This is a genomic window from Ferrovum myxofaciens (assembly GCF_013181415.1).
Lineage (GTDB): Bacteria > Pseudomonadota > Gammaproteobacteria > Burkholderiales > Ferrovaceae > Ferrovum > Ferrovum myxofaciens.
Window position 1 is genome coordinate 412,577 of the sequence record NZ_CP053676.1, and the last position, 23,960, is coordinate 436,536.

Genomic DNA, 23,960 nt, shown 5'->3' on the forward strand with positions numbered 1-23,960 from the left:
CCTATCTCCCCTGTGCAACCTCAATGATCCCGTGCTTCGAGGGGAACCCAGTCGCGCTGCACAGGCCCAACGTACAGTTGACGCGGACGCCCGATCTTCTGCTGAGGGTCACTGATCATTTCATTCCACTGGGTAATCCAGCCCACCGTTCGGCCCATGGCAAAGACGGCAGTAAACATGCTGGTGGGAATGCCCAGCGCCCGAAGGACGATGCCGGAGTAAAAATCCACATTGGGATAGAGTTTCTTGGTGATGAAATATTCGTCTTCCAGAGCAATCCGTTCCAGTTCCAGAGCCAACTTGAACAGGGGGTCATTATGCAGGCCCAGTTCCGTCAGCACTTCATGGCAGGTCCGACGCATCACTCCTGCACGCGGATCCATGTGTTTGTAGATTCGATGACCAAAGCCCATGAGACGGAATGAGTCATTTTTATCCTTGGCGCGGGCAATATATTTACCGACTTGAGAAACATCCCCGATCTCTTCCAGTTGCTTCAGAACGGCTTCGTTCGCTCCTCCGTGCGCAGGGCCCCACAGGGCTGCTATGCCCGCAGCGATACAGGCGAAGGGGTTGGCACCACTGGATCCTGCCAGACGCACGGTGGAAGTGGAAGCATTCTGCTCATGGTCGGCATGGAGCGTCAAAATACGGTCAAAGGCACGCACCAGAACCGGATTGGGCACATATTCCTCACAAGGGGTGGCAAACATCATGTACAGGAAGTTGGCTGCATAACTCAAATCGTTACGAGGATACATGAAGGGTAACCCCTTGTTGTAACGATAGCACATGGCAGCAATGGTGGGCACCTTGGCCAGCAGACGCGTGGCCGAAATGGCACGGTGTTCGGCATTGGTGATCTTGAGGGCATCGTAATAGAAGGCGGAAAGTGCACCCACCACCCCCACCATCACCGCCATGGGATGAGCATCGCGTCGGAACCCTTTGAAAAAATTATGCAATTGATCATGGACCATGGTATGACGACGAATACTGGTCTCAAAGGTCTTTTTTTCCTGTGCCGTGGGCAATTCGCCATTCAGCAATAGATAGCAGACTTCCATGAAATCCGAGTGTTCCGCCAATTGTTCGATGGGATAGCCGCGGTAATACAACAAACCCGCATCGCCATCAATGAAGGTGATGGCCGACTGACAACTGGCTGTAGCCAGGAATCCTGGATCATAGGTAAACAGGCCGAGTTGCTGGGCCAAGGTTCGAATATCGATCACTGCTGGTCCGAGGGCGCTGGCATAAACCGGTAACTCGATCTGTTGACCCTCATAGGTCAATAATATTTTTCCTTGTTCATTCATTATGTTCTCCAGCAGTATTAATGTATTTAATTAGGTTTCGCCAATTTTTTCAAGGAGGGCCACCCACTCAGGTTCACAAGGGATTCTACCCAGCACTCGATCGAGCAAGCCGTTGTCGTCCAGTTGCAGCACTTCGCCATATTGATCCAATTCGCCCGAAGTCAGTGTTACCAGATGATGTTCCAGGAAACGCTGCAACAATAGATCCATTTCGAGTAGACCTCGTCGACTGCGCCAGCGCAGGCGTTCAAGCATACGCTCCGAAGATGCACTTCCCTGTTCCTGGATCCTTGTCATCTCATACCATCCGTTTGACCATCATCCCCTTGATTTTTCCGATGGCCGCCGTGGGATTGAGCCCCTTAGGGCAAACCTCAACACAATTCATGATGGTATGACACCGAAAGAGCCGATAGGGATCATCCAGATCATCCAGTCGTTCACGGGTGGCCTCGTCACGAGTATCTGCAATGAATCGGTAGGCTTGCAGAAGAGCTGCAGGGCCTAAAAACTTGTCTGGATTCCACCAAAATGAAGGGCAGGAAGTGCTGCAACAGGCACAGAGGATGCACTCGTACAAGCCATCCAGTTCCTCACGATCCTCAGGAGATTGAAGGCGTTCCTTCTGAGGCGGCGGTGAGGTGGTTTCCAAATAAGGTTTGACCGAGTGGTATTGCTTGAAAAATTGCCCCATGTCCACGATCAGATCCCGAATCACCGGCAGCCCCGGGAGGGGACGCAAAATCACCGGCTCAGTCAAACCCTGGAGGGGCGTGATACAGGCCAAGCCATTGCGCCCATTGATATTCATGCCGTCGGAACCGCACACACCCTCGCGGCAGGACTTGCGCAACCCCAGCGAATCGTCCTGGGCCTTGATGCGCAGTAGGGCATCCAGAAGCATGCGGTCCGTTGGCTGGAGTGCAACTTCATAATCCTGCATGTAAGGACGCTCGTCCTTTTCCGGGTTATAACGATAAATGCTGAACTTCATGACAGGTCCTCAAACGACAAAACTTAATAAACCCGCACTTTGGGTTCAAAGGATTCCACCGTCAGGGGTTGCAGATTCACGGGTTTGTAGGCCATCCGACTGCCCTCCAGATACCATAAACTGTGCTTCAACCACTGCCGGTCATCCCTTTCCGGATAATCCTCGCGCGCATGGGCTCCCCGGCTTTCTTCACGGGCAGCTGCCGACACCAGGGTGGCTTCAGCCACAATCATCAGATTCTGCAATTCCAGTGCTTCTACCCGTGCCGTATTGAATATCCGACTTTTGTCTCCGATGCGCAGGTGACGCGCCCGTTCAGCCAGCATGCGGATTTTTGACACGCCTTCCTGAAGGAGTTCCCCCGTTCGAAAGACGCTGGCATGGTGCTGAACCACTCGGCGCATTTCCGTTCCCAATGCGGCCACAGATTCACCGGCTTCCGTGCTTTCCAGTGCAGCCAGACGAGCCAGCGCCGGTTCTTCGGCCCCGCGCGGCAGATCCCGCGCTTCGGGATGGGTTTTGAGCCAGGCGCTGACATGGTCTCCGGCAGATTTACCGAATACCAACAAATCCAGCAAAGAATTGGTGCCCAGCCGGTTAGCCCCATGCACGGACACACAGGCACATTCTCCGATGGCATAGAGCCCTGGGACGGGTTCCGCCACTTTCTGCCCACGGGGTACCACCACCTGTCCGTAGTAGTTGGTGGGAACCCCCCCCATCTGGTAGTGACAGGTGGGAAGAACGGGAATCGGCTCCCGAACCGGATCCACCGAAGCAAATTTGAGCGCGATTTCACGAATTCCCGGCAAGCGTTTGTGAATGACTTCTTCCCCCAAATGGTCCAGCTTCAGCAGGACATGGTCTTTTTCCGGGCCCACCCCCCGTCCTTCCTTGATTTCCTGATCCATGGCACGGGAAACCACATCTCGACTGGCCAAATCCTTCATAGTGGGCGCATATCGTTCCATAAAACGCTCCCCCAGGGAATTCAGCAAGATCCCCCCTTCTCCACGCACGCCTTCCGTAATCAAAATTCCAGCACCTGCCACCCCGGTGGGATGAAACTGCCAGAACTCCATATCTTCCAGCGGTATCCCGGCCCGTGCCGCCATGCCCAAACCATCCCCGGTATTGATATAGGCATTGGTACTGGAATGATAAATTCGCCCTGCCCCCCCTGTGGCCAAAATGACGGCCTTCGACTGGAAAAGGACGACTTCGCCGGTTTCCATTTCAAGAGCCACCAGTCCAACTACAGCCCCTTCCCTATCCCGAATCAGGTCGATCGCCATCCATTCCACAAAAAATTGACATTGTTCGCGAATATTTCGTTGATACAGCGTATGCAGCAAGGCATGTCCCGTTCGGTCAGCCGCAGCACAGGCTCGTTGGACAGGATTTTGACCGAAATTCTGGGTATGACCGCCAAAGGGACGCTGATAAATGGTGCCATCGGAATTTCGGTCGAAGGGCATGCCGAAATGTTCCAACTCATAAACCAGTTCTGGTGCCTTGCGACACATAAACTCGATGGCATCCTGGTCTCCTAGATAATCCGACCCCTTGATGGTGTCGTACATATGCCAAAGCCAGTGATCTTCCTGCATGTTCCCCAGGGACGCGCTGATACCGCCCTGGGCCGCCACAGTATGGGAACGGGTCGGAAAAACCTTTGAAAAGACAGCCACGGCATGTCCCGCTTCCGACAACTGGAGCGCTGCCCGCAACCCGGACCCCCCGCCCCCCACAATGACCACATCGAAATCCTGTTTGTTCAACCCCATGTTTAACCCCATAAAATCTCGGCGGACCACAGTACCTCTGCCAGTAAAGTCAGAATCACCCCCACCTGCAGGGTCAAACGCAGCCCAACGGGCTGGATATAGTCCATGAAGATATCCCGCAAACCGATCCAGGCATGCCAGCACAAGGCCAGAATGAACAGAAAGGTGGCAATCCGCACGGGGCGTTCATGCAGCAGGGTCGCCCACTCATGACGATCCGCCGGATGAGCCAAAACCACCCACAAAAGCGCCATGAGGGTATATCCCCCCATGATCACGGCGGTGATCCGTTGTACCAACCAATCCCTGAGGCCGTAATGGGCCCCCACCACAATTCTCTTCACCATGCCAGCAACTCCACAATCAAGGTCAAAAAACCGCTGACACCCAGCACCCACAGACTGGAACGACGAGCTTGCGCCTTGTCCAGACCGAGGTGAATATCCAGCAGCAGGAAACGGATACCCGCACAAAAATGATGCAAAAAGGCCCAAATCAATGGAGCCAGAACAAGACGGGGAAAAACCCCCAGTTCCCCCGCGCGCTCCGGGTGAAGCCCGCGCTCCAGAAAATAAAGGAAGAGAGGAATGCCCGTCAGAAACAAGATCACCCCACTGACCCGGTGCAAGATCGATACAACCCCTGGAAGGGGCAACTGGATGGTACGCAAATCGAGATTCTTTGGGCGCTGGGTCTTCATGAACGATCATCCTGATGAGGAAGAGCCTAAGGTTGTAGTATACCTTGCCTTTCACGGGATTCTAGCGGGTCACCAAAACTTGCCTGCAGGATGCCACTGGCGTATAACACTTGACATCCCCCTGAACCCCCCCTAGGATGCCCCGGCATCCACTTGATTCAAGAGAAATTGACCATGCCCCAGAACTCTTTCCATGCACTTCGTCCCCTTCCGGGTTCCTCTGACCAATATTACGCTCTGACTGCCCTGACCGAAGCCGGTTTGCCTGCCGTCACCCGCTTGCCGGTGTCCCTGCGCATCATTCTAGAGTCGCTCCTGCGCAACGAAGATGGGCAGCAAGTCACCCGTGCGCACATCGAGGCTCTGGCCCACTGGCAACCCAACGAAGCACGCACGGAAGAGATTCCCTTCAAGGTGGCACGAGTCATTTTGCAGGATTTCACCGGGGTCCCCCTCCTGGCCGATTTAGCTGCCATGCGCTCCACAGCACAACGGCTTGGTTACAATCCCCAGGCCATCGAACCGTTGGTTCCCGTACAACTGGTGGTGGACCATTCGGTCCAGGTGGATTTTTTCAATACCCCCACAGCGCTTCAGGATAATATGGCCCTGGAATTTCAGCGTAATCAGGAACGCTATCGTTTCATGAAATGGGGAATGCAGGCATTCAAAACCTTTCATGTGGTTCCCCCCGGCATCGGAATCGTTCATCAGGTCAATCTGGAATACCTGGCACGGGGGGTTCAGCATAAGGGAACCGTAGCCTATCCTGACACTTTGGTGGGCACGGATTCTCATACCACCATGATCAATGGAATAGGTGTGGTGGGTTGGGGGGTAGGCGGTATTGAAGCAGAAGCCGCCATGCTCGGACAACCCCTTTATTTCTTGACTCCGGATGTGGTGGGCGTACACTTGACGGGACGGTTGCCGGCCGGTGTCACCGCCACCGATCTGGTTCTGACCCTCACGGAAATGCTGCGCAAGGCCAAGGTTGTGGGCAAATTCGTGGAGTTTTTCGGGGCAGGTGCAGCCTCCCTCAGCCTGCCTGACCGAGCGACCTTGGCCAACATGGCCCCAGAGTACGGCGCGACCATGGGGTTTTTCCCGGTGGACGACGAAACCCTGCGCTATTTCCGAGCCACAGGACGCAGCGAAGAAGAAATTTCCGCGCTTGAAACCTACTGGAAAGCTCAGGGATTATATGGAATGCCTCAATTAGGTGACTGCGCGTACAGTGCTACCCTGAGCCTCGATCTAGAACAAGTGGAAGCCTCCATCGCAGGCCCTCGCCGTCCCCAGGACCGGGTACCCTTGAATCGAATCAAACCTACCTTTGAAGCCCTCCTCCAGGCCCCCATCGCCGCAGGCGGCTATGGAAAATCCGAACCTTTGCATGATCTGCACCCCGAGGGTCATCCTGAAATCACGCTGAAGGATGGATCCGTTTTGCTGGCTGCCATCACTTCCTGTACCAACACCTCCAATCCCGGAGTTTTGCTGGCTGCCGGACTGCTGGCTCAAAAGGCCGTGGCACGCGGTCTCAAGGTCGCCCCCTGGATCAAGACTTCCCTGGCACCGGGATCGCGCGTGGTCACGGATTATCTGCAACGTGCAGGCCTGCAGGATGCACTGGATGCCCTGGGATTTCGTTTGGTGGGTTATGGCTGCACGACCTGTATCGGGAATACCGGCCCCCTCCCTGCGCCCATCGAAGCCTTCATTGCCGAACAACCCTTGATTGGCTGTGCGGTTCTGTCCGGTAATCGCAACTTTGAAGCACGTATCCATCCCAACCTGCGCGCCAATTTCCTCATGAGTCCTCCCCTGGTGGTGGCCTTTGCTCTGGCGGGACGGATCACCATCGACTTTGCCCATGAACCCCTGGGGCAGGATACCGAGGGCCAAGCTGTCTATTTGCAGGATCTCTGGCCCAGTACCAGCGAAGTCGCTCGCGCTTTGGAGAACCTTTCTCCCGAGGACTACCGCCGGCGTTATGCCGATTTCACCCAGGATCATCCGCTCTGGAATGGAATCGCCGCACCCACAGGCACAACCTATGCCTGGGAACCCTCTACCTATATCGCCGAACCCCCATTCTTTGCTGATTTTTCCTTGACGGTAACCCCCCCAACTTCCATTCGCGGAGCCTATGCCTTGGCTTTTTTCGGGGATTCCATCACGACGGACCACATCAGTCCCGCCGGATCCATCAAACCATCCTCCCCGGCAGGCCGCTATTTGCAGGCACAGGGTATCGTTCCGGAGGATTTCAACAGTTATGGTTCCCGTCGGGGACACCATGAAATCATGATGCGCGGAACCTTTGCCAATGTTCGTCTGCGCAATCTTCTTCTGCCCGGCACCGAAGGAGGAGTTTCGCGCCACATTCCCAGCGGAGAAGCAGGTTCCCTGTATGAGGTTGCCATGCGCTACCAGGCAGAGGGCATCTCCACTCTCATTTTTGCCGGCGAAGAATACGGTACCGGCTCTTCACGGGACTGGGCGGCCAAAGGCACCCGTCTTCTCGGTGTACGGGCCGTGGTTGCCCAAAGCTTTGAACGTATCCATCGCAGCAATCTGGTGGGGATGGGTGTGTTGCCCTGCCAGTTTTTACCTGGTCACGACTTGAACACCCTGGAATTGAATGGCGATGAAATCTTTGACCTGGAAACAGGCACAGGCCCCTTGCAACCGCAACAGAGAGTTTCCCTGACCATTCATCGGCGCGATGGAAGCCAAACCACCTGTCCTTTGCTCCTGCGCATTGATACCCCAGTGGAAGTGGATTATTATCGCCACGGGGGCATACTGCCCTTTGTTCTGAGACAGTTGCTCACCTCAGCGTGAACCTTGTGGAGCCCCAAATGAAAAAACCCCTGCGCATTGCCATTACCGGAGCCGGTGGGCAAATTTGTTATAGCCTGCTGTTCCGTGTCGCCTGCGGGGATTTGCTGGGTCCGGATCAACCCGTGATTCTGCATTTACTCGACATTCCTGCGGCTGAACAGGTCATGAAAGGCGTTCTCATGGAACTGGAGGATTGCGCTTTTCCTCTGTTGCGGGACATGTCTGCCAGCACGAACCCCAAGGCGGCTTTCCGGGATTGTGATATCGCCTTTCTAATCGGCAGTCGCCCCCGTTCCAAAGGGATGGAACGGAGAGATCTTCTGGAGATCAACGGAGGAATTTTCAAAGCCCAGGGACAGGCCCTGAGTGAGGTCGCTCAGCGCACAGTCAAGGTTCTGGTGGTGGGGAATCCTGCCAATACCAATGGCTTGATTGCCTGTCACCATGCCCGCGAGCTCGATCCACGAAATTTTTCCAGCATGATGCGTCTCGACCATAACCGGGCACTGACCCAACTGGCGCTCAAAATCGGTCATCCGGTTCATGACCTGCAGCGCATGACAGTCTGGGGCAATCATTCCACTACCCAATTCCCCGATGTCTCTCAGGTTCTCGTCAATGGTTCGCCCCTGACCACGATTTTGCAAGACCCTCAATGGGTCGAACAGATCTTCATCCCCACCATCCAGAAGAGGGGGGCGGCGGTCATCGAAGCGCGGGGACTGTCCTCTGCAGCCTCTGCGGCCAATGCCGCGCTCAGTCATATGCGCGACTGGATTCGAGGAACGCCTGCGGGTGACTGGGTCACCATGGGCGTTCCCTCCGATGGCAGTTATGGCATACCAGAGGGACTGATGTGCGGCATGCCCGTCACCTGCCAGGAAGGGCACTATGAAATCGTTCAAGGGATTGAACTCAGTCCCCAGAGCAGGTCTCTGATACAACAAACCTGCCAGGAATTGAGCAGTGAAAAGGAGGCGGTTGCAATGCTGCTGGATTAAGCGCCCGCCGTTGCAATACCGAGGAGGGGGATCAACGGGGTGACCCTATAACCGGGCCCCCGTTCTTTTTGCGGTTAGGCAGCATACACTCCGGTGGACAGATAACGGTCTCCCCGATCACAGACGATATGGACAATGACGGCATCTTCCACTTCCCGGCAAATTTGCAAGGCACCCCAGCACCCGCCGCCCGAGGAAACCCCTGCAAAAATACCTTCTTCCCGCGCTAAGTGGCGCATGGTCTCCTCCGCATCTTTCTGCGTGACTTCCAGAATACGATCGACGCGCTGAGGCTCGTAAATTCTTGGCAAATAGTTTTCCGGCCATTTGCGAATTCCCGGTACATTGGCGCCATCCGCTGGTTGCACGCCGATGATCTGAATCTTGGGATTTTGTTCTTTGAGATAGCGGGAAACCCCCATGATCGTCCCTGTGGTCCCCATGGTTGCCACGAAATGGGTAATCGTCCCCTGAGTATCGCGCCAGATTTCCGGTCCGGTGGTTTCATAATGGGCCCGGGGATTATCGGGATTATTGAACTGATCGAGGATGATCCCCTCACCTGCCTTGGCCATCTGTTCTGCCAGGTCACGGGCCGCCTCCATCCCTCCCGACTTGGGAACCAGCAAGATTTCAGCTCCAAGAGCATGCATGGTCTGACGCCGTTCAATGCTGAGCTGCTCTGGCATGATCAGAATCATGCGATAGCCGCGCAAGGAGGCGGCAAAAGCCAGAGCAATGCCTGTATTACCACTGGTGGCTTCAATCAGGGTATCCCCTGGCTTGATCTGTCCCCGTTCCTCCGCATGACGGATCATGGACAGGGCCGGACGGTCCTTGACCGAACCTGCCGGATTATTGCCTTCCACCTTGGCATACAGTCGGTTGCGGGTCAGTCCCGGGAGGCGTCGCAACCGGACCAGAGGGGTTTCTCCAATACAAGATTCAATGGTTTTCTCGTCCATGACCCTCGTTACCTTAATACGTAAAGGAGCCATTATACTGCCACGTTGAAAACTAGGGGTGAGTGGCCATCGGAGCATGCTTGGGCGCCATCATCAACGGCTGGCCCTGGATGGAGAGATGGGGCCCCACTTTAGCGATGGTCTTTTCTCCAAACCCCTTCACCTTGCGCAAGTCAGCGGCCGAATGAAAGACGCCATTATGAGCGCGCCAAGTCAGAATGGCTTGGGCACGGGTATGACCAATACCTTTCACTGTCCGCAGTTGAACTTCATTGGCTGAATTGAGATCCACCAAGGCCCAGGCATTTTTCCCGCCCCCAGTCCACAGAAAAAATACGCAGAACAGAGTCAGAAGGAGGCGATGGGTTTGTTTTTTCGGTCGCACGGCAGTTCTCCTTTGGAATGGAACATGGGAGACCTGAACCGCCTTCTCATCACGCCGGATAACGTACCTTCAAGGCGGCCATGTAGCGGGCGACGCCTTCATCCACATCGAGGAAGGGAGTGTGATAACCCACACCACGAAGTTGGCTCATGTCTGCTTCAGTATAACTTTGGTATTTACCCTTCAATGCATCGGGAAACGCAATATATTCGATGAGTTTTTGATCGGTCATCTCTTCCAGAGTCAACCCCGGTTCATTCTGGCGCAGGGCATTGATGGTTGCCACGGCCATCTGGTTGAAAGGACGACTGCGTCCCGTTCCTACATTGAAGATCCCTGATACTTCGGGATGATCCAGCAGCCACAAATTGACACGAACCACATCCTCCACCGAAATGAAATCGCGCCGTTGTTCTCCATGGGCATAGCCATCCCATCCTTCGAACAACTGAATGCGTCCATGGGCGCGGTATTGATGAAAAAAATGGTAGGCCACCGAAGCCATGCGTTCCTTATGTTGCTCGCGATCCCCATACACATTGAAATAGCGCAAGCCAACGCAGGGAGCGGTCAACTCATCACCAGCCAGATAGGGGCGCAAAAACTGGTCAAAGGCCAGTTTGGAATAGCCATAGACATTGAGGGGGTGTTCACAGGCCGGACGTTCGCAAAACACCGTACTACCGCCATACACAGCGGCCGAGGAAGCATAAATCAAGGGAATCGCGCGCGCTTGACAAAAATAAAAAAGTGACCGGGAGAAACGGAAATTGTTGTCCATCATATACCGACCATCATGCTCCATCGTATCCGAACATGCTCCTTGGTGCAGCACCGCTTCAATCTCGAAATCCAGTGTATCAGCTTCCACCTGCTCGATGAATTCGCGTTTGTCCATGTAATCAGCCACGATGCAATCCGCCAGATTGAGGAATTTTCCTGGCGTTTTCAGATTATCCACTGCGAGGATCGATGTTTCACCGCGCTGGTTGAGTTCCTTCACCAGATTGGATCCAATGAAACCGGCTGCGCCGGTGATGACCATTACCATGACATATTCTCCAGTTCATGATGAGTAACGACCGCCGTACCCAATTTGGACACCGCGATCCCCGCTGCCCGATTGGCCCAACGCATGGCCACCGGCAGGGACATGCCCTGCGCAGTCAGTACACCCAGAGTGGCAATCACCGTATCTCCAGCCCCGCTGACATCGTATACCTCCCGTGCTACCGTGGGTTCATGGGTCACCCCTTGAGCCTGATACAGGCTCATTCCTTCCTCGCTGCGAGTCACCAGGAGCGCGTCCAACCCCAGTTCGGTGCGCAGGGTTTGTGCTTTTTCTGCCAGCTGCTGGTCATCATGCCAAGGCCCGGCTACCTGACGAAACTCGGTGCGATTGGGCGTCAACAAGGTCGCCCCGCGATAATGCCGATAATCTTCGCCCTTGGGGTCCACCAGTACCGGTATTCCGGCTTTTCGACATTGGTTGATCATGGAAGCCACATGTTTCAAAGCGCCCTTTCCATAATCAGACAGAATGACCACATCGGCACGTTTGAGACAGTCTCCAAAATCCGTCAACTTATTGAGCAGAGTTTCCTGACGTGGCAATGTTTCAAAATCAATGCGCAATAACTGCTGCTGACGTCCCATGACGCGCAACTTGACCGTAGTGGCAATGGATGGATCGCGATGCAGTCGGGAAATCACGCCCTCCTGTGCCAGCAACTCTTCCAGATGCTGGGCGGCTTCGTCTTCTCCGGTTACCGCGAGCAATTCACACTGGGCGCCCAGAGCAGCCACGCCCCGCGCCACGTTAGCCGCACCGCCGGGACGTTCTTCGGCTTTTTCCACTAACACCACAGGGACAGGGGCTTCGGGAGAAATACGGTTGACCTCTCCAAACCAGTAACGATCCAGCATAACATCCCCCACCACCAATACCCGCCGCTGGGAGAGTTCATGAAAAGGAGGGAAAGGACGCATTTACAACCTCCCAATGCCATGATAGGTAAGACCCGCCGCCCGTACCAGATGAGGCTCATACAGGTTGCGTCCATCAAAAACGACGCGGGCACGCAAGGATAGAGCCATTTGCTCGAAGTCCGGGCTGCGAAAAACTTGCCATTCCGTCACCACCACCAGAGCATCGGCCCCTTCCACGGCCTTTTCAGCGCTCTCCACAAAGGACAAGCCCGCACGCTGTCCAAAAATATGACGGGCTTCTTCCATAGCCACCGGATCAAAAGCCCGCAGGGTTGCCCCCCGCTGCAGCAATCCCTCGATCAAAATCCGTGCAGGCGCCTCCCGCATGTCATCGGTATTGGGTTTGAAAGCCAGTCCCCACAGGGCAAAGCATTTTCCGTCCAGGTTCTTCCCGAAATGGGCATCGATCTTGTCCAGTAACACTGCTTTCTGACGCTCGTTGACGGTTTCCACCGCTTCCAGAATGCGCAGGTCCAAACCATTTTCCGTGGCTGTCCGTTGTAGCGCCTGGACATCCTTGGGAAAACAGGAGCCTCCATAACCACACCCCGGATAGAGAAACTGGTAACCAATGCGCGGATCGGAACCAATCCCCTGACGGACTCGTTCGATGTCCGCACCCAGACGTTCGGCCAGAAGCGCCAGTTCATTCATGAAGGAAATACGCGTGGCCAGCATGGCATTGGCCGCGTATTTGGTCAGTTCGGCGGATTTGACATCCATCAGGATCAATTTGTCATGATTGCGCTGAAAAGGTGCATAAAGTGCGCGCATGGTCTCGATACCAAAGGCATCATCGGCTCCCACAACGATACGGTCAGGACGCATGAAATCTTCCACTGCCGCTCCTTCCTTAAGAAATTCCGGATTGGAAACCACGCAATAGGGAATCTTCACACCACGCTGGCTCAATTCCTCCGCAATGGCAGCACTGACCTTCTCCGCCGTGCCAACGGGCACCGTGGACTTATCCACCACCACCTTACGCGCATTCATGTATCGACCAATGGTGCGGGCAGCCGTCACCACATGGGAAAGATCTGCTGAACCATCTTCATCAGGAGGGGTACCCACGGCAATGAACTGAATCAAGCCGTACTCCACACTTTTCTGGATATCCGTCGTAAAGGATAATCGCCCTGCCGCCACATTGCGCTGAACCATGGCCTCCAGGCCAGGTTCATAGATAGGAATGCTACCCGCGCGTAAAATCTCGATCTTGCGTGGATCCACGTCCAGACATAAAACATGGTTCCCCATCTCGGCCAGACACGCACCACTGACCAATCCCACATATCCTGTCCCGATCACGGAAATTTTCATACTGCACTCCTTGCCCCTGAAATCAGGGAATTGAATTGTGCCAATGCCTTCATGGGATCCTCGCTGCGGGTAATGGAACGGCCAACTACCAAATAATCAGAACCGTCTTGTAGTGCCTTGACGGGGGTAACCACCCGCTTCTGATCGCCTCGATCATCCTCAGGCAATCGAATGCCTGGTGTGACCAGGCGAAAGGATGCGGCTATCCGGGAACGCAGTAGAGGTGCTTCCTGAGCCGAACAGACCACACCGTCCAAGCCATGGGACTCCGCCAAACAGGCCAGGCGTTGCACGGCCTCGACCACAGAGCAACCGAATCCCAACGCTGCAAGATCACTGTCCTGAAGACTGGTCAGAATCGTGATAGCAATCAACAGAGGGCGCTGCGGATAGGGTTCAAGAGCGTGCCTTGCTGCTTCCAGCATGGTTCCGCCCCCGCTGGCATGGACATCCACCATCCATACCCCCAGATCCGCAGCAGCCCGGCAGGCCTGGGCCACCGTATGAGGAATATCGTGATACTTGAGGTCGAGAAAAATATCGAATCCCCGTGCGACCAAGGCACGCACCAACGAGGGGCCGCAGGCTGTAAATAATTCCTTACCCACCTTAAGTCGACAAATTCCGGGTTCCAGTTGATCCACCAGAGTCCAGACCTCACGTTCCGTGGAAAAGTCCAGCGCCAGAATCAGGGGAGAATTCATATCATTGTCCTTGGATTAACGGGTGACGGCACTGCCTTCGGTTTCCACCTGGCGGCGGGGCGGATAGGAGTCCCAGTTACCACAGGCGGGACAATGCCAATGAAAGGAACGAGCCTTGAATCCGCAGTGGCGACATTGGTAAAAAGCCAGACGCTCATAATGTCCGTGCACGATATCACGCATGCGTTGAACCTCGGCCCGCAATTCAGGCGCCACACTCACCAACTGCGCCTCCAGAAAACGGTCCAGATTTCCCAGCGTGGGGCGTCGTTCCAATTCCGCGCGCACCAAACGCAACGCGTCTTCCACCCCACGAATTTCCAAAGTCAACTGAAACGCCAAACTCAATAAGTCAAGATTAGGATAACGTTCCATCCATCCCTGCATCAAAGTCACCGCTTCGTTCACCTGTCCCAGTTGACGCAGTGCATCACTCAGAGGGCGCGCCACCAAAAACAGATAATCCGGATCCCTTTGTTCCAATTCCTGCCATTGAGCACAAGCCTCTTCCACCCTTCCTGCTTTGAAGGTCCATTCCCCTCGCAGTACATAAGCGCGTACACAGTTGCGTTGCGTTTCCAGAGCCTGTTTCAGAAAATCCTGGGCTTCTTCGAACTGAGACCGGGTATGGGCCAGGATCGCCAATTCACAATAAAAATTGGCCATGTCCCCGCGTCGGTCCTCCCCGGTTTTTTGCTCCAGAACCCGGGCCACCTGAATGGCCCGAGTCCAATCTTTTTCCGTGACATGGATGTCCAACAAATGATGCAGTGCTGATTCTTCATAGTCGGAGTCCTTCAATCGCTCGAACAAAGGCTCGGCCCGATCCAGCAAACCAGCTTTGAGAAAGTCCAAAGCCAGTTCATAAAGTGCTTCCGTCCGTTGCTGGGGACCAAGGTCTGTACGTTCCACCAGGTTCTGATGCATGCGCGTTGCGCGATCCACTTCTCCACGGCGACGAAACAACCCCCCCAGCGCAAATTGTAACTCGACAGTTTGTTGCTCTGCCCGCGCCACTTCAATAAAGGATTCAATCGCCTTGTCCGGCTGCTCGTTGAGCAGTAGATTGAGCCCCTTGAAATAGGATGCGGGCAATGCCCGCGACTCGATGAGCAAATGGCGAATATCGACGCGGGCGGCAAGCCAACCCAAACCGAAAAAAACCGGGAGTGCGAGTAACCAGTAAACTTGAAAATCCATAGGGGGGTGATGATACCTTTTTTGAACGGGAACCGATAGGGCTCTTCAGTCCCGATGAGGTTCAGAAGGCAGTGGAATCTCTTTTGTCGTAGAACCCGAACGACGCAAGCGAGCCAACTCACGCCGTAAGCGCCACCAGACCCGGGTGGTTGCCAACAATCCCAGCAATGCCCCGCCGGATACCGCCAAAAACAAAATAATGATCAAGGGCGCATGCCATTGCAAACCGAACAAGAAATTCACCGTTACGGGCGTGATGTTTTTGAGGCAAAACCCCAAAAGCAACACAAACAGAAATATTCGGATCAGCCAGCGTAAGGTATTCATGGTTCACCCCTCTTCCTCAACCCAAAAAAAAACGGGATGAAAGATTTTAACCCTCATCCCGTTTTCGGTGTCTGCAGATTTTCCGGAGTCACCGCCTGTTTTCTGCGCTCAATCACCCACTGGTTTGGTGCTTGCCATGAGATCGACCCGATCACGCAATTCCTTGCCCGGCTTGAAATGAGGCACGAATTTTTCTGGAACGTGCACCTTTTCTCCGGTTTTTGGGTTTCTTCCCTGGCGAGCGGGACGATGATTCAAACCAAAACTTCCAAACCCACGAATTTCAATACGCTGTCCATCCATCAAACATTGACCCATGGAATCCAGCAGGGTCTTCACCGCCATCTCCGCATCACGGGCCACTAACTGTGGATAGTGACTGGCCAACAGGTCGATCAGTTCCGATTTGGTCATCGTCCCGTCCCTCAGCTTGCATTGTCCGGGTTGGACAATTTAGCTTTCAGCAAGGCACCCAGACTGGTGGTTCCCGCATTCATCGGACTTTCTGATGCCAGACGTTGCAGGGCCGCGTTTTCCTCCACGGCGTCACGAGCCTTGATGGACAGGTTGATGGAACGGTTCTTGCGGTCCACATTGAGAATCACAGCTTCCACACTGTCTCCCTCATTGAGTAGACTGCGCAGATCTTCCACCCGTTCACGGGACACTTCAGAGGCTCGGAGATAACCTTCGATTTCATCTCCGAGATCGATTACGGCACCCTTGGCATCCACTGATTTGACCTTGCCCTTAACCAGGGTTCCCTTGTCATTGGAGGCCGAGAAATTGCTGAAGGGATCACCAGACAACTGTTTGATTCCAAGAGAAATTCGTTCCCGATCCACATCGATGGACAGAACCATGGCTTCCACTTCATCACCCTTGCGATAATTATGAACGGCCTCTTCCCCTGTTTGGTTCCAGGACAGGTCGGAAAGATGGACCAATCCATCAATGCCCCCAGGCAAGCCAATGAATACGCCAAAGTCGGTGATCGACTTGATTTGCCCACGAACCCGGTCATTCTTGTTGTGGTTCATGGCAAAGTCTTCCCAAGGATTGGCACGGCATTGCTTCATGCCCAGGGAAATCCGCCGACGTTCCTCATCGATTTCAAGGATCATGACTTCCACTTCATCACCCAGTTGAACCACCTTGGACGGATGAACGTTCTTGTTGGTCCAGTCCATTTCGGATACGTGCACCAACCCTTCGATCCCCTGTTCGATTTCAACGAAAGCACCATAATCGGTTAAGTTGGTCACCTTTCCAAACAGACGGGTACGTTCGGGATAACGACGGCTCAGACCAACCCAAGGGTCTTCACCCAGTTGCTTGAGACCCAGGGAAACCCGATTCTTTTCCTGATCGAATTTGAGGACTTTAGCTTCCACTTCATCGCCCACTGCCAACACTTCGGAAGGATGCTTGACGCGCCGCCAAGCCAGATCTGTAATGTGCAGCAATCCATCGATCCCACCCAGATCCACAAATGCGCCATAGTCGGTGATATTTTTTACCAGACCGCGCACGATGGATCCTTCTTTCAAGGTATCCAGTAAGCTTTGACGATCGGCACCTTGCGAGGCTTCCATCACGGCACGGCGAGAAACCACCACGTTATTGCGTTTTCGGTCAAGTTTGATGACCTTGAATTCCATTTCCTTGCCTTCATAAGGGGTAGTGTCCTTGACGGGACGAATATCCACCAAGGATCCCGGTAGGAAGGCACGAATGCCATTCACCATTACCGTCAATCCCCCCTTGACTTTGCCCGTTACCATCCCCATGACCAAGGCACCTTGTGCCAAGGCATCATCAAGGTCAAGCCAGGCGGCCAGACGTTTTGCCTTCTCGCGGGAGAGGCGAGTGGATCCGTAGCCGTCTTCGAGAGCATCGATGGCGACCTTGACGAAATCACCGACCTGAACTTCCAGTTCACCTCGGTCATTCTTGAATTCTTCGATGGGGATCAAACTTTCCGACTTCAAACCGGCATTGACCACCACGGTATTGGCATCGATACTCACCACTTCAGCCGTGATGACTTCACCAGAACGCATTTCCTGGTGTGTCAGACTTTCTTCAAAGAGACTGGCAAAACTTTCGAAGGATTCCACTTGGGACGTCATGTTCATGTTCATTAGACCTTGAGATCAGCCTACCGCCTCGTAGGGTTTATATTGGATTTGTAGCGGTACAACTTCTCCACTTTCCGGAAGCGCGGAACATCTATCGTGGAAAAGAAAACCCTCTGTACCACTACCCCTCATGCTGGGCATTCACAGAATACCAAGCCAGAATTTGCACCATCGCCTGATCGATACTTAACGCGGATGTATCGAGAATCAAGGCCCCCGTGGGGTCCAAAGGCGCCACTGCTCGTGTGCGATCCCGCTCATCGCGATTTCGCAAATCACGCACAACGTCCTCCATTATGACATCAACTCCTTTACTGATCAACTGGTTAAATCGTCGTTGCGCGCGTACTTCCGGTGTTGCCGTTAAAAAAACCTTGAGTAAGGCCTGGGGAAATACCACAGACCCCATATCCCGCCCATCGGCAACCAGTCCGGGTAGGCGCAAAAAATTCCGCTGTCGTTCCAGCAAAGCAGTTCGCACCGCCGGAAAAGCCGAAAGTTTAGAAGCCAAGCGGCCACAATCCTCCGTTCGAATCGCCTCAGTCACCATGTCACCCGCCAGGTAGATGTCATTCCCAGAGAATTCCACCGGCAGTTGGGCAGCCAGTTGACCCAAAGTTTCTTCGCCAGCCGCCGCCAATCCCTGGCGTACGGCCGCCAATGCTGTCAGTCGGTATAGTGCGCCACTGTCCAGATAATGGAATCCTAACTGTTGGGCGACGCGTTGGGCAACGGTCCCTTTCCCGGATGCGGAAGGTCCATCGATCGTGATGACAGGAATCATGAGGCGTTCAAATTCAGTCCCGCCGCACACGCCAGGGACACGAAGCCGGGAAAAGAAGTCGCCACATTGGCACAGTCCCGAATTTCTATGGGCCCCTGAGCACACAATGCCGCCATGGAGAAACTCATGGCAATCCGGTGATCACCGTGACTCTCCACAGTGCCGCTCCCAAATCCCTGTCCTCCTTCGATGATCAAACCATCGGGCAGGACTTCCGTGTAGATCCCCAAGGCCTTCAGACCATCCGCCATGACCTGAATGCGATCGCTTTCCTTAACTCGTAATTCAGCAGCTCCCCTCAAGATGGTGCGCCCCTCGGCACAGGCCGCCGCAATGAACAAAGCAGGAAATTCATCGATGGCCAGAGGAACCAATTCGGTAGGAATGGTAATCCCCCGCAGGGGAGTTGCGCGCACCCGCAGATCTGCCAAAGGCTCACCGCCTGCAATCCAGGAACGTTCGATTTCCAGATTCGCACCCATCAAACGCAGTACATCGAGAATCCCCGTTCGGGTAGGATTCACCCCCACACTCTGCAAACGAAGATCAGAACCGGGTGAAATGCAGGCCCCCACCAGAAAGAAGGCTGCCGAAGAAATATCCCCGGGCACTTCAATGGGGGTGGCATGCAATCCATGACCGCCTGTCACACGAATGGTCCGCCCCTCCCGTCGAACGGGTACGCCAAAACCTTCGAACATGCGTTCCGTATGGTCACGGGTCACTTCCGGTTCGGTGATCACCGTTTCACCCTGAGCGTACAAACCTGCCAGAAGCAAGGCTGATTTGACCTGAGCGCTGGCCATGGGAAGTGTGTAGGTCAAACCATGTAATTCCGGAGTCCCATAAATTTTCAAGGGAGGGCGCCCCCCGGCCGCAGTCTCCAATCGTGCGCCCATCAAGCGCAGGGGATCAGCCACCCGTGCCATGGGACGCTGGGTCAAACTGGCATCTCCCGTCAACGTGCAATCGAAAGGTTGGGCAGCCAGCAAGCCCGCCAAAAGTCGCATGGAGGTGCCCGAATTGCCACAATCCAAGGCCATGTCTGGAGCCTTGAGGCCATGCAACCCCACCCCGTGAATGGTGACCCTTCCCTGTTCCGGTCCTTCGATCTGCACACCCAGCGCACGAAACACATTCATGGTCGCCAGGGCATCCTCTCCTTCCAGAAACCCTGTGACCTCTGTTACTCCTTCGGCCAAGGCACCCAGCATGATGCTTCGGTGCGAAATAGATTTGTCGCCTGGCACGCGAATCGTTCCTGTCAACCGCCCTCCTGGCGTGGCATGATAAACCTGCATGGTATCCTTCATCTCGCTCATGATCCTTCCTGCCATTGTCGTCGTGCCGTGCGGGCTTTTTGCATGAAATCCTCCAGGGCCGCCCCGTCTGCGGTATCCAGCCATGCCATGAGTTGGTCGAGTTGATCTCGATAACGGACCAATTCCACTTTGAGAACGTCCCGATTGGCCAGACTGATGTCGCGCCACATTTCTGGATTGCTACCCGCAATCCGGGTAAAATCGCGAAACCCGCTGGCGGCGAAGCGAAACAGGGTGGCCGCATCTGGACGCTGAGCAATCTCGTAAACGAGGGCAAAACTCAATAGATGCGGCAAATGGCTGACGACCCCAAAAATTTCATCATGCCGGGCCACGGTCTGACATTCCACTCGGGCACCACACAATTCCCAGCAGGACTGCACCCAGGCCAGGGGATGAGGTAAGGTTTCCTCCAAGGGGGTCAAGACCACGGTGCGGCCTTGAAACAGTCCTTCCTGAGCGGCGCGTACGCCACTCAATTCCGCGCCTGCAATGGGGTGCCCCGGAACAAACCGGGCCACAGCCGGTCCCAAATATTTCCGGGCAGCTTCCACCAGGCTGGTTTTGGTACTGCCTACATCCGTCACCACGGCCACCGGATTGAGATGGGGCGCCATGAGTTCAAACAGTTCCGGCATTTGGCCCACCGGAACCGCCATCAACACCATGTCTGCCTCCCGAACCACGCTCGCCAGATCCACGCTGCCCAGATCGATCACGCCCAATTGACGGGCTGCCGCCAGATTCACTTCATCCCGATCGTAACCAGCAATATGCATGTGCGGGGCCACCTGACGCAAAGCCAAAGCAAAGGACCCGCCCATCAGTCCAACACCGAGAATGGCCAGACGACGGGGAATTTTAGAGACCATATCCACCTTCACACGGCCATGGCCGAGACCGAAGTCCGGGCAACCAACAACGGTGTGAGCGCTTCAATGAAACGCTGGTTCTCGGATTGTGTGCCAATACTCACGCGCAGATGATGGGGCAACCCATAGGCATCCAATGGGCGAACAATAACCCCCTGCCGAAGCAACTGGTCATAGATTTTTCTGCCCTGCCCCACCGCCACCGTAATGAAATTGCCAAAAGAGGGGATGTAGGATGCCCCAAAGGAGTCGAAGGCCTCTTCCAGAAAGCGGCGTCCCTGCGCATTCAAAGTCCGTGTGCGTTCCAGAAATCCACGATCTCCCAGCGCCGCGCTGGCAGCACGCAGTCCCGGCACGGACACATTGAAAGGTTGGCGTACCCGATTGAGCAGTGCGATCAGTTGGGGATCTCCCATCCCAAATCCCACGCGCAGCCCAGCCAATCCATAAGCTTTTGAAAATGTTCGACAGATCAGTAGATTGGGAAATTCATCCAGCCAGGCCACTGGATCGTAACGCTGATCATCCGGCAGATATTCGGTATAGGCTTCATCGAGGACCACCACGACTTCGGGCGGAATCTGGCGCAATCCAGCACGGAGGTCTTCGCCAGGCAAGAAAGTGCCCGTTGGATTGTTGGGGTTGGCAATGAACAGGACACGGGTATCTGGACGAATAGCCCGAATCATGGCAGGGAAGTCATGTCCGAACTCAAGTGCGGGGACCTCGATGCCCTGTGCCCCCATGGTCTGGGTTGCAATAGGATAAACAGCAAATCCATATTGGGCATAAACCGCCGAGGTACCCGGCCCCAGGAAGGTGCGTGCCACCAGGTCCAGAATATCATTGGACCCGTTACCCAGAATGAAATAATCAAGACCGAGGGGGTAGTGCGCATTCAAGGCAGTTTTGAGTTCGAAACCATTGCCATCCGGATAGAGCGCCAGTTCCCCCTTCAGGGTAGTGAGGACCTCGAGGGCATGGGGACTGGGACCCAGGGGGTTTTCGTTGGAAGCCAACTTAATGATGGAAGTCAAACCCAGTTCCCGTTCCAGTTCCGCCATGGGTTTACCGGGTTGATAGGGGGCCAGATGGCGCACATGGTCCGCCACCAAATCACAATAACGCCATTCATTCATATCGACACCGTCACAGGATAAGATCCCAATACTTTGACAAAAATAGAATTTTTTTTAATTTCCTGAAGCACCCGAGCCACCCGTTCTTCGCTTTGATGCCCCTCCAGGTCAATATAGAAAACGTAGGACCAAAGATGAGTACGGGCCGGACGGGATTCGAGGCGCGACATGCTCACCCCCTCCTCCGCCAAGGGGGTGAGCAGCGCATGAATGGCCCCAGGACGATTTTCCACGCCCACCACCAGAGAAGTTTTATCCTTTCCCGAAGGTTGGGCCACCAAATGCCCAAATACCAGAAAACGGGTCGTATTGTCCACCTGATCTTCGATATGTCGCGCTACCGCATATAGCCCATAGGGTTCTGCCGCAAGGTCGCCGGCAATCGCCGCCCATGCCTCGGAACTATTCCCCACCAGACGGGCAGCCTCGCTGTTACTGGTCACGGGAATGCGCCGGGCTTGAGGCAAGTGGGCATCCAGCCAGTGGTGACATTGCCCCAGGGATTGGCTATGGGAATAGACCTGCGTGATCTCGCTCAACGGGAGAGATGCATCGCGCACCAACAACTGGTGATGAATCGGCAGCATGACTTCACCACAAGCCTGCAAGGGGGTATCCACCATCTGATCGAGAATGATTCCCACCGCCCCTTCCGTAGAATTCTCCACGGGAACCACTGCAAAATCCGTTTCATTCGCTTCCACGACCCGGAAGATATCCCCCAGGGAGTCACAATGGCGACGTTGCGCTGCATGACCGAAATGACGCACCACGGCAGCTTCCGAAAAACTTCCTTGCGGCCCCAGACAAGCCACGCTGACAGGACGTTCATAAGCCAGACAGGCCGACATGATTTCCCGGAACAAAAAAACCACTGAAGCCCCAGGCAAAGGTCCGCTATTGGCCTCTTTCAGACGGTGCAGAATCTGGGCTTCCCTCTCGGGACGATAGAGAACGCCAGTTTTCAGATGGCCGATCTGACCTGCTGCCTGGGCACGCTGATTCAACAAGGACAGGATCTGGTCATCAATTCCATCGATCGTCTGTCGCAACGTTTTAAGACGCTGAGCCGTATCATCCATAGTGTCGCTCGAACTCCTCGAGGAAATCCACCAGGGCATGCACCCCTGCCACCGGCATGGCATTATAAATCGAAGCACGAAATCCTCCCGACATGCGATGACCTCGCAGTTGGAGCAGATGCCGACTCTCAGCTTCGCGCAGAAAAACCTCGTCCAAAACAGGATCCAGCAAATGAAACGGTATGTTCATCCGCGAACGATCCGCGGGTTTGACGGTGGTTCGGTAAAAACCGCTCCGATCCAGCGTCGTATAAAGCAATTCGGATTTTTGTTGGGCCTGCCGATCCATGACCTCCAATCCGCCTTGGCGTTTGATCCATTGAAACACCAGGCCCGCAACCCAGATGGTAAAAGTGGGCGGCGTGTTGAGCATGGAATTGGCCAAGACCTGAGCATGGTAATCCATCAAGAACGGTGTCCCTGGCGCGGGGGTACGCAACAAATCATCACGAATGATGACCAAACTCAGTCCGGCGGGACCAATATTCTTTTGGGCGCCGGCATAAATCATCCCGAAACGCTCCACAGGCACTGACCGGGATAAAAAGTGCGAGGACATGTCCACCACCAGAGGGACCTTACCCACATCCGGAATCCAGTTGAATTCCAGCCCATCGATGGTTTCATTGGAACAGTAGTGAACATAGGCCGCCCCAGGATCCAGACGCCACTCTTCGAAGGAAGGCAAAGCACAAAATTTATCCCTGCGATTGGAAGCGGCAATATTAACCTGGCAGTAGCGCCGCCCTTCTTCAATGGCGCGATAGGACCAATAGCCCGTTTCAATGTAATCCGCCCGGGAACGTCCCTGCAGCAAGTTGAGCGGAATCATGTCCCAATGAGCGCTTGCGCCTTCCTGACAAAAGATGACCCGGTAATGGTCCGGAATAGCCAGCAGGGCGCGCAGGTCCCGCTCCGCTGTTGCCAGAATTTCCATGAATTCCGGCCCACGATGACTGAGTTCCATCACCGAGACCCCTTTGCCGCGCCAGTCCAATAACTCCTCTTGAACCTGAGTCAACACTTCCGTGGGAAGCGTGGCAGGGCCCGCTGAAAAATTATATGCTCTCATGACC

The 23,960-nt window shown here is 54.7% G+C and carries 22 protein-coding genes and 1 pseudogene; 2 read left to right on the plus strand and 21 right to left on the minus strand.

Features of this window, described 5'->3' with window-relative positions:
- Window positions 1–20 precede the first annotated feature (20 nt).
- From gltA to sdhC, 6 genes are read right to left on the minus strand one after another with little or no spacing between them, the layout of a single operon-like run.
- Entirely contained in the window at window positions 21–1,319 is a 1,299-nt protein-coding gene (gltA, locus tag HO274_RS01935) for a citrate synthase (protein ID WP_031596163.1), read from the minus strand.
- A gap of 30 nt (window positions 1,320–1,349) precedes the next feature.
- Complete coding sequence (locus tag HO274_RS01940; protein ID WP_035417078.1) at window positions 1,350–1,616, minus strand: FAD assembly factor SdhE; 267 nt, start codon at window positions 1,614–1,616, stop codon at window positions 1,350–1,352.
- 1 nt (window position 1,617) lies between these two features.
- Window positions 1,618–2,313 carry a succinate dehydrogenase iron-sulfur subunit gene (locus tag HO274_RS01945; protein WP_031596166.1) on the minus strand — a complete coding sequence of 232 codons (696 nt, stop codon included), beginning with the start codon at window positions 2,311–2,313 and terminating at the stop codon, window positions 1,618–1,620.
- A gap of 23 nt (window positions 2,314–2,336) precedes the next feature.
- Window positions 2,337–4,112 carry a succinate dehydrogenase flavoprotein subunit gene (sdhA, locus tag HO274_RS01950; protein WP_420537372.1) on the minus strand — a complete coding sequence of 592 codons (1,776 nt, stop codon included), beginning with the start codon at window positions 4,110–4,112 and terminating at the stop codon, window positions 2,337–2,339.
- On the minus strand, window positions 4,103–4,447 hold the full coding sequence (gene sdhD, locus HO274_RS01955; RefSeq protein WP_031596171.1) for a succinate dehydrogenase, hydrophobic membrane anchor protein: 345 nt from the start codon (window positions 4,445–4,447) through the stop codon (window positions 4,103–4,105). Before sdhD ends, sdhA begins: the two co-directional genes overlap by 10 nt.
- Complete coding sequence (gene sdhC / locus HO274_RS01960; RefSeq protein ID WP_031596173.1) at window positions 4,441–4,800, minus strand: succinate dehydrogenase, cytochrome b556 subunit; 360 nt, start codon at window positions 4,798–4,800, stop codon at window positions 4,441–4,443. The genes sdhD and sdhC overlap by 7 nt, the downstream gene beginning before the upstream one ends.
- 174 nt (window positions 4,801–4,974) lie before the next feature.
- Here sdhC and acnA point away from each other — a divergent pair, with 174 nt between their 5' ends.
- Entirely contained in the window at window positions 4,975–7,650 is a 2,676-nt protein-coding gene (gene acnA / locus HO274_RS01965; RefSeq protein ID WP_031596175.1) for an aconitate hydratase AcnA, read from the plus strand.
- A 17-nt stretch (window positions 7,651–7,667) separates the two neighbouring features.
- On the plus strand, window positions 7,668–8,651 hold the full coding sequence (locus HO274_RS01970; protein ID WP_031596176.1) for a malate dehydrogenase: 984 nt from the start codon (window positions 7,668–7,670) through the stop codon (window positions 8,649–8,651).
- A gap of 74 nt (window positions 8,652–8,725) precedes the next feature.
- On the opposite strand, the gene cysM is transcribed toward HO274_RS01970, so the two are convergent.
- The 15 genes and pseudogenes from cysM to serC all read right to left on the minus strand — a co-directional run bounded on the left by cysM (window position 8,726) and on the right by serC (window position 23,956).
- The gene (gene cysM / locus HO274_RS01975) at window positions 8,726–9,616 is read right to left on the minus strand and encodes a cysteine synthase CysM (RefSeq protein ID WP_031596178.1); all 891 of its coding nucleotides are present in this window, start codon (window positions 9,614–9,616) and stop codon (window positions 8,726–8,728) included.
- A 52-nt stretch (window positions 9,617–9,668) separates the two neighbouring features.
- Window positions 9,669–10,001 (minus strand): ComEA family DNA-binding protein, encoded by a 333-nt coding sequence (locus tag HO274_RS01980; RefSeq protein WP_273120955.1) that lies wholly within the window; start codon window positions 9,999–10,001, stop codon window positions 9,669–9,671.
- Window positions 10,002–10,050: 49 nt separating this feature from the next.
- Entirely contained in the window at window positions 10,051–11,052 is a 1,002-nt protein-coding gene (gene rfaD / locus HO274_RS01985; RefSeq protein ID WP_031596182.1) for an ADP-glyceromanno-heptose 6-epimerase, read from the minus strand.
- Window positions 11,046–11,990, minus strand: a complete 945-nt coding sequence (gene rfaE1 / locus HO274_RS01990; RefSeq protein ID WP_051862024.1) for a D-glycero-beta-D-manno-heptose-7-phosphate kinase — start codon at window positions 11,988–11,990, stop codon at window positions 11,046–11,048. The genes rfaD and rfaE1 overlap by 7 nt, the downstream gene beginning before the upstream one ends.
- Window positions 11,991–13,313, minus strand: coding sequence for a UDP-glucose dehydrogenase family protein (locus tag HO274_RS01995; RefSeq protein WP_031596187.1), 1,323 nt, complete (start codon window positions 13,311–13,313; stop codon window positions 11,991–11,993).
- Complete coding sequence (gene pyrF, locus HO274_RS02000) at window positions 13,310–14,017, minus strand: orotidine-5'-phosphate decarboxylase (RefSeq protein WP_031596189.1); 708 nt, start codon at window positions 14,015–14,017, stop codon at window positions 13,310–13,312. Before pyrF ends, HO274_RS01995 begins: the two co-directional genes overlap by 4 nt.
- Window positions 14,018–14,032: 15 nt before the next feature.
- Complete coding sequence (gene lapB, locus HO274_RS02005; protein WP_031596191.1) at window positions 14,033–15,217, minus strand: lipopolysaccharide assembly protein LapB; 1,185 nt, start codon at window positions 15,215–15,217, stop codon at window positions 14,033–14,035.
- 45 nt (window positions 15,218–15,262) lie between these two features.
- A complete protein-coding gene (locus HO274_RS02010; protein ID WP_035417079.1) occupies window positions 15,263–15,544 on the minus strand; it encodes a LapA family protein in 282 nt (93 codons plus the stop codon).
- 108 nt (window positions 15,545–15,652) lie between these two features.
- On the minus strand, window positions 15,653–15,958 hold the full coding sequence (locus HO274_RS02015) for an integration host factor subunit beta (RefSeq protein ID WP_031596196.1): 306 nt from the start codon (window positions 15,956–15,958) through the stop codon (window positions 15,653–15,655).
- 11 nt (window positions 15,959–15,969) lie between these two features.
- Window positions 15,970–17,676 carry a 30S ribosomal protein S1 gene (rpsA, locus tag HO274_RS02020; RefSeq protein ID WP_031596197.1) on the minus strand — a complete coding sequence of 569 codons (1,707 nt, stop codon included), beginning with the start codon at window positions 17,674–17,676 and terminating at the stop codon, window positions 15,970–15,972.
- Between the two features lie 130 nt (window positions 17,677–17,806).
- Window positions 17,807–18,469 carry a (d)CMP kinase gene (gene cmk, locus HO274_RS02025; RefSeq protein ID WP_273120966.1) on the minus strand — a complete coding sequence of 221 codons (663 nt, stop codon included), beginning with the start codon at window positions 18,467–18,469 and terminating at the stop codon, window positions 17,807–17,809.
- Window positions 18,466–20,663, minus strand: a pseudogene (locus HO274_RS13480) (bifunctional prephenate dehydrogenase/3-phosphoshikimate 1-carboxyvinyltransferase). The gene cmk and the pseudogene HO274_RS13480 overlap by 4 nt, the downstream one beginning before the upstream one ends.
- A gap of 8 nt (window positions 20,664–20,671) precedes the next feature.
- On the minus strand, window positions 20,672–21,802 hold the full coding sequence (gene hisC / locus HO274_RS02040) for a histidinol-phosphate transaminase (RefSeq protein WP_273120973.1): 1,131 nt from the start codon (window positions 21,800–21,802) through the stop codon (window positions 20,672–20,674).
- The gene (gene pheA / locus HO274_RS02045; protein WP_031596203.1) at window positions 21,799–22,884 is read right to left on the minus strand and encodes a prephenate dehydratase; all 1,086 of its coding nucleotides are present in this window, start codon (window positions 22,882–22,884) and stop codon (window positions 21,799–21,801) included. Before pheA ends, hisC begins: the two co-directional genes overlap by 4 nt.
- The gene (gene serC, locus HO274_RS02050; protein WP_031596206.1) at window positions 22,877–23,956 is read right to left on the minus strand and encodes a 3-phosphoserine/phosphohydroxythreonine transaminase; all 1,080 of its coding nucleotides are present in this window, start codon (window positions 23,954–23,956) and stop codon (window positions 22,877–22,879) included. Before serC ends, pheA begins: the two co-directional genes overlap by 8 nt.
- Window positions 23,957–23,960 lie beyond the last annotated feature (4 nt).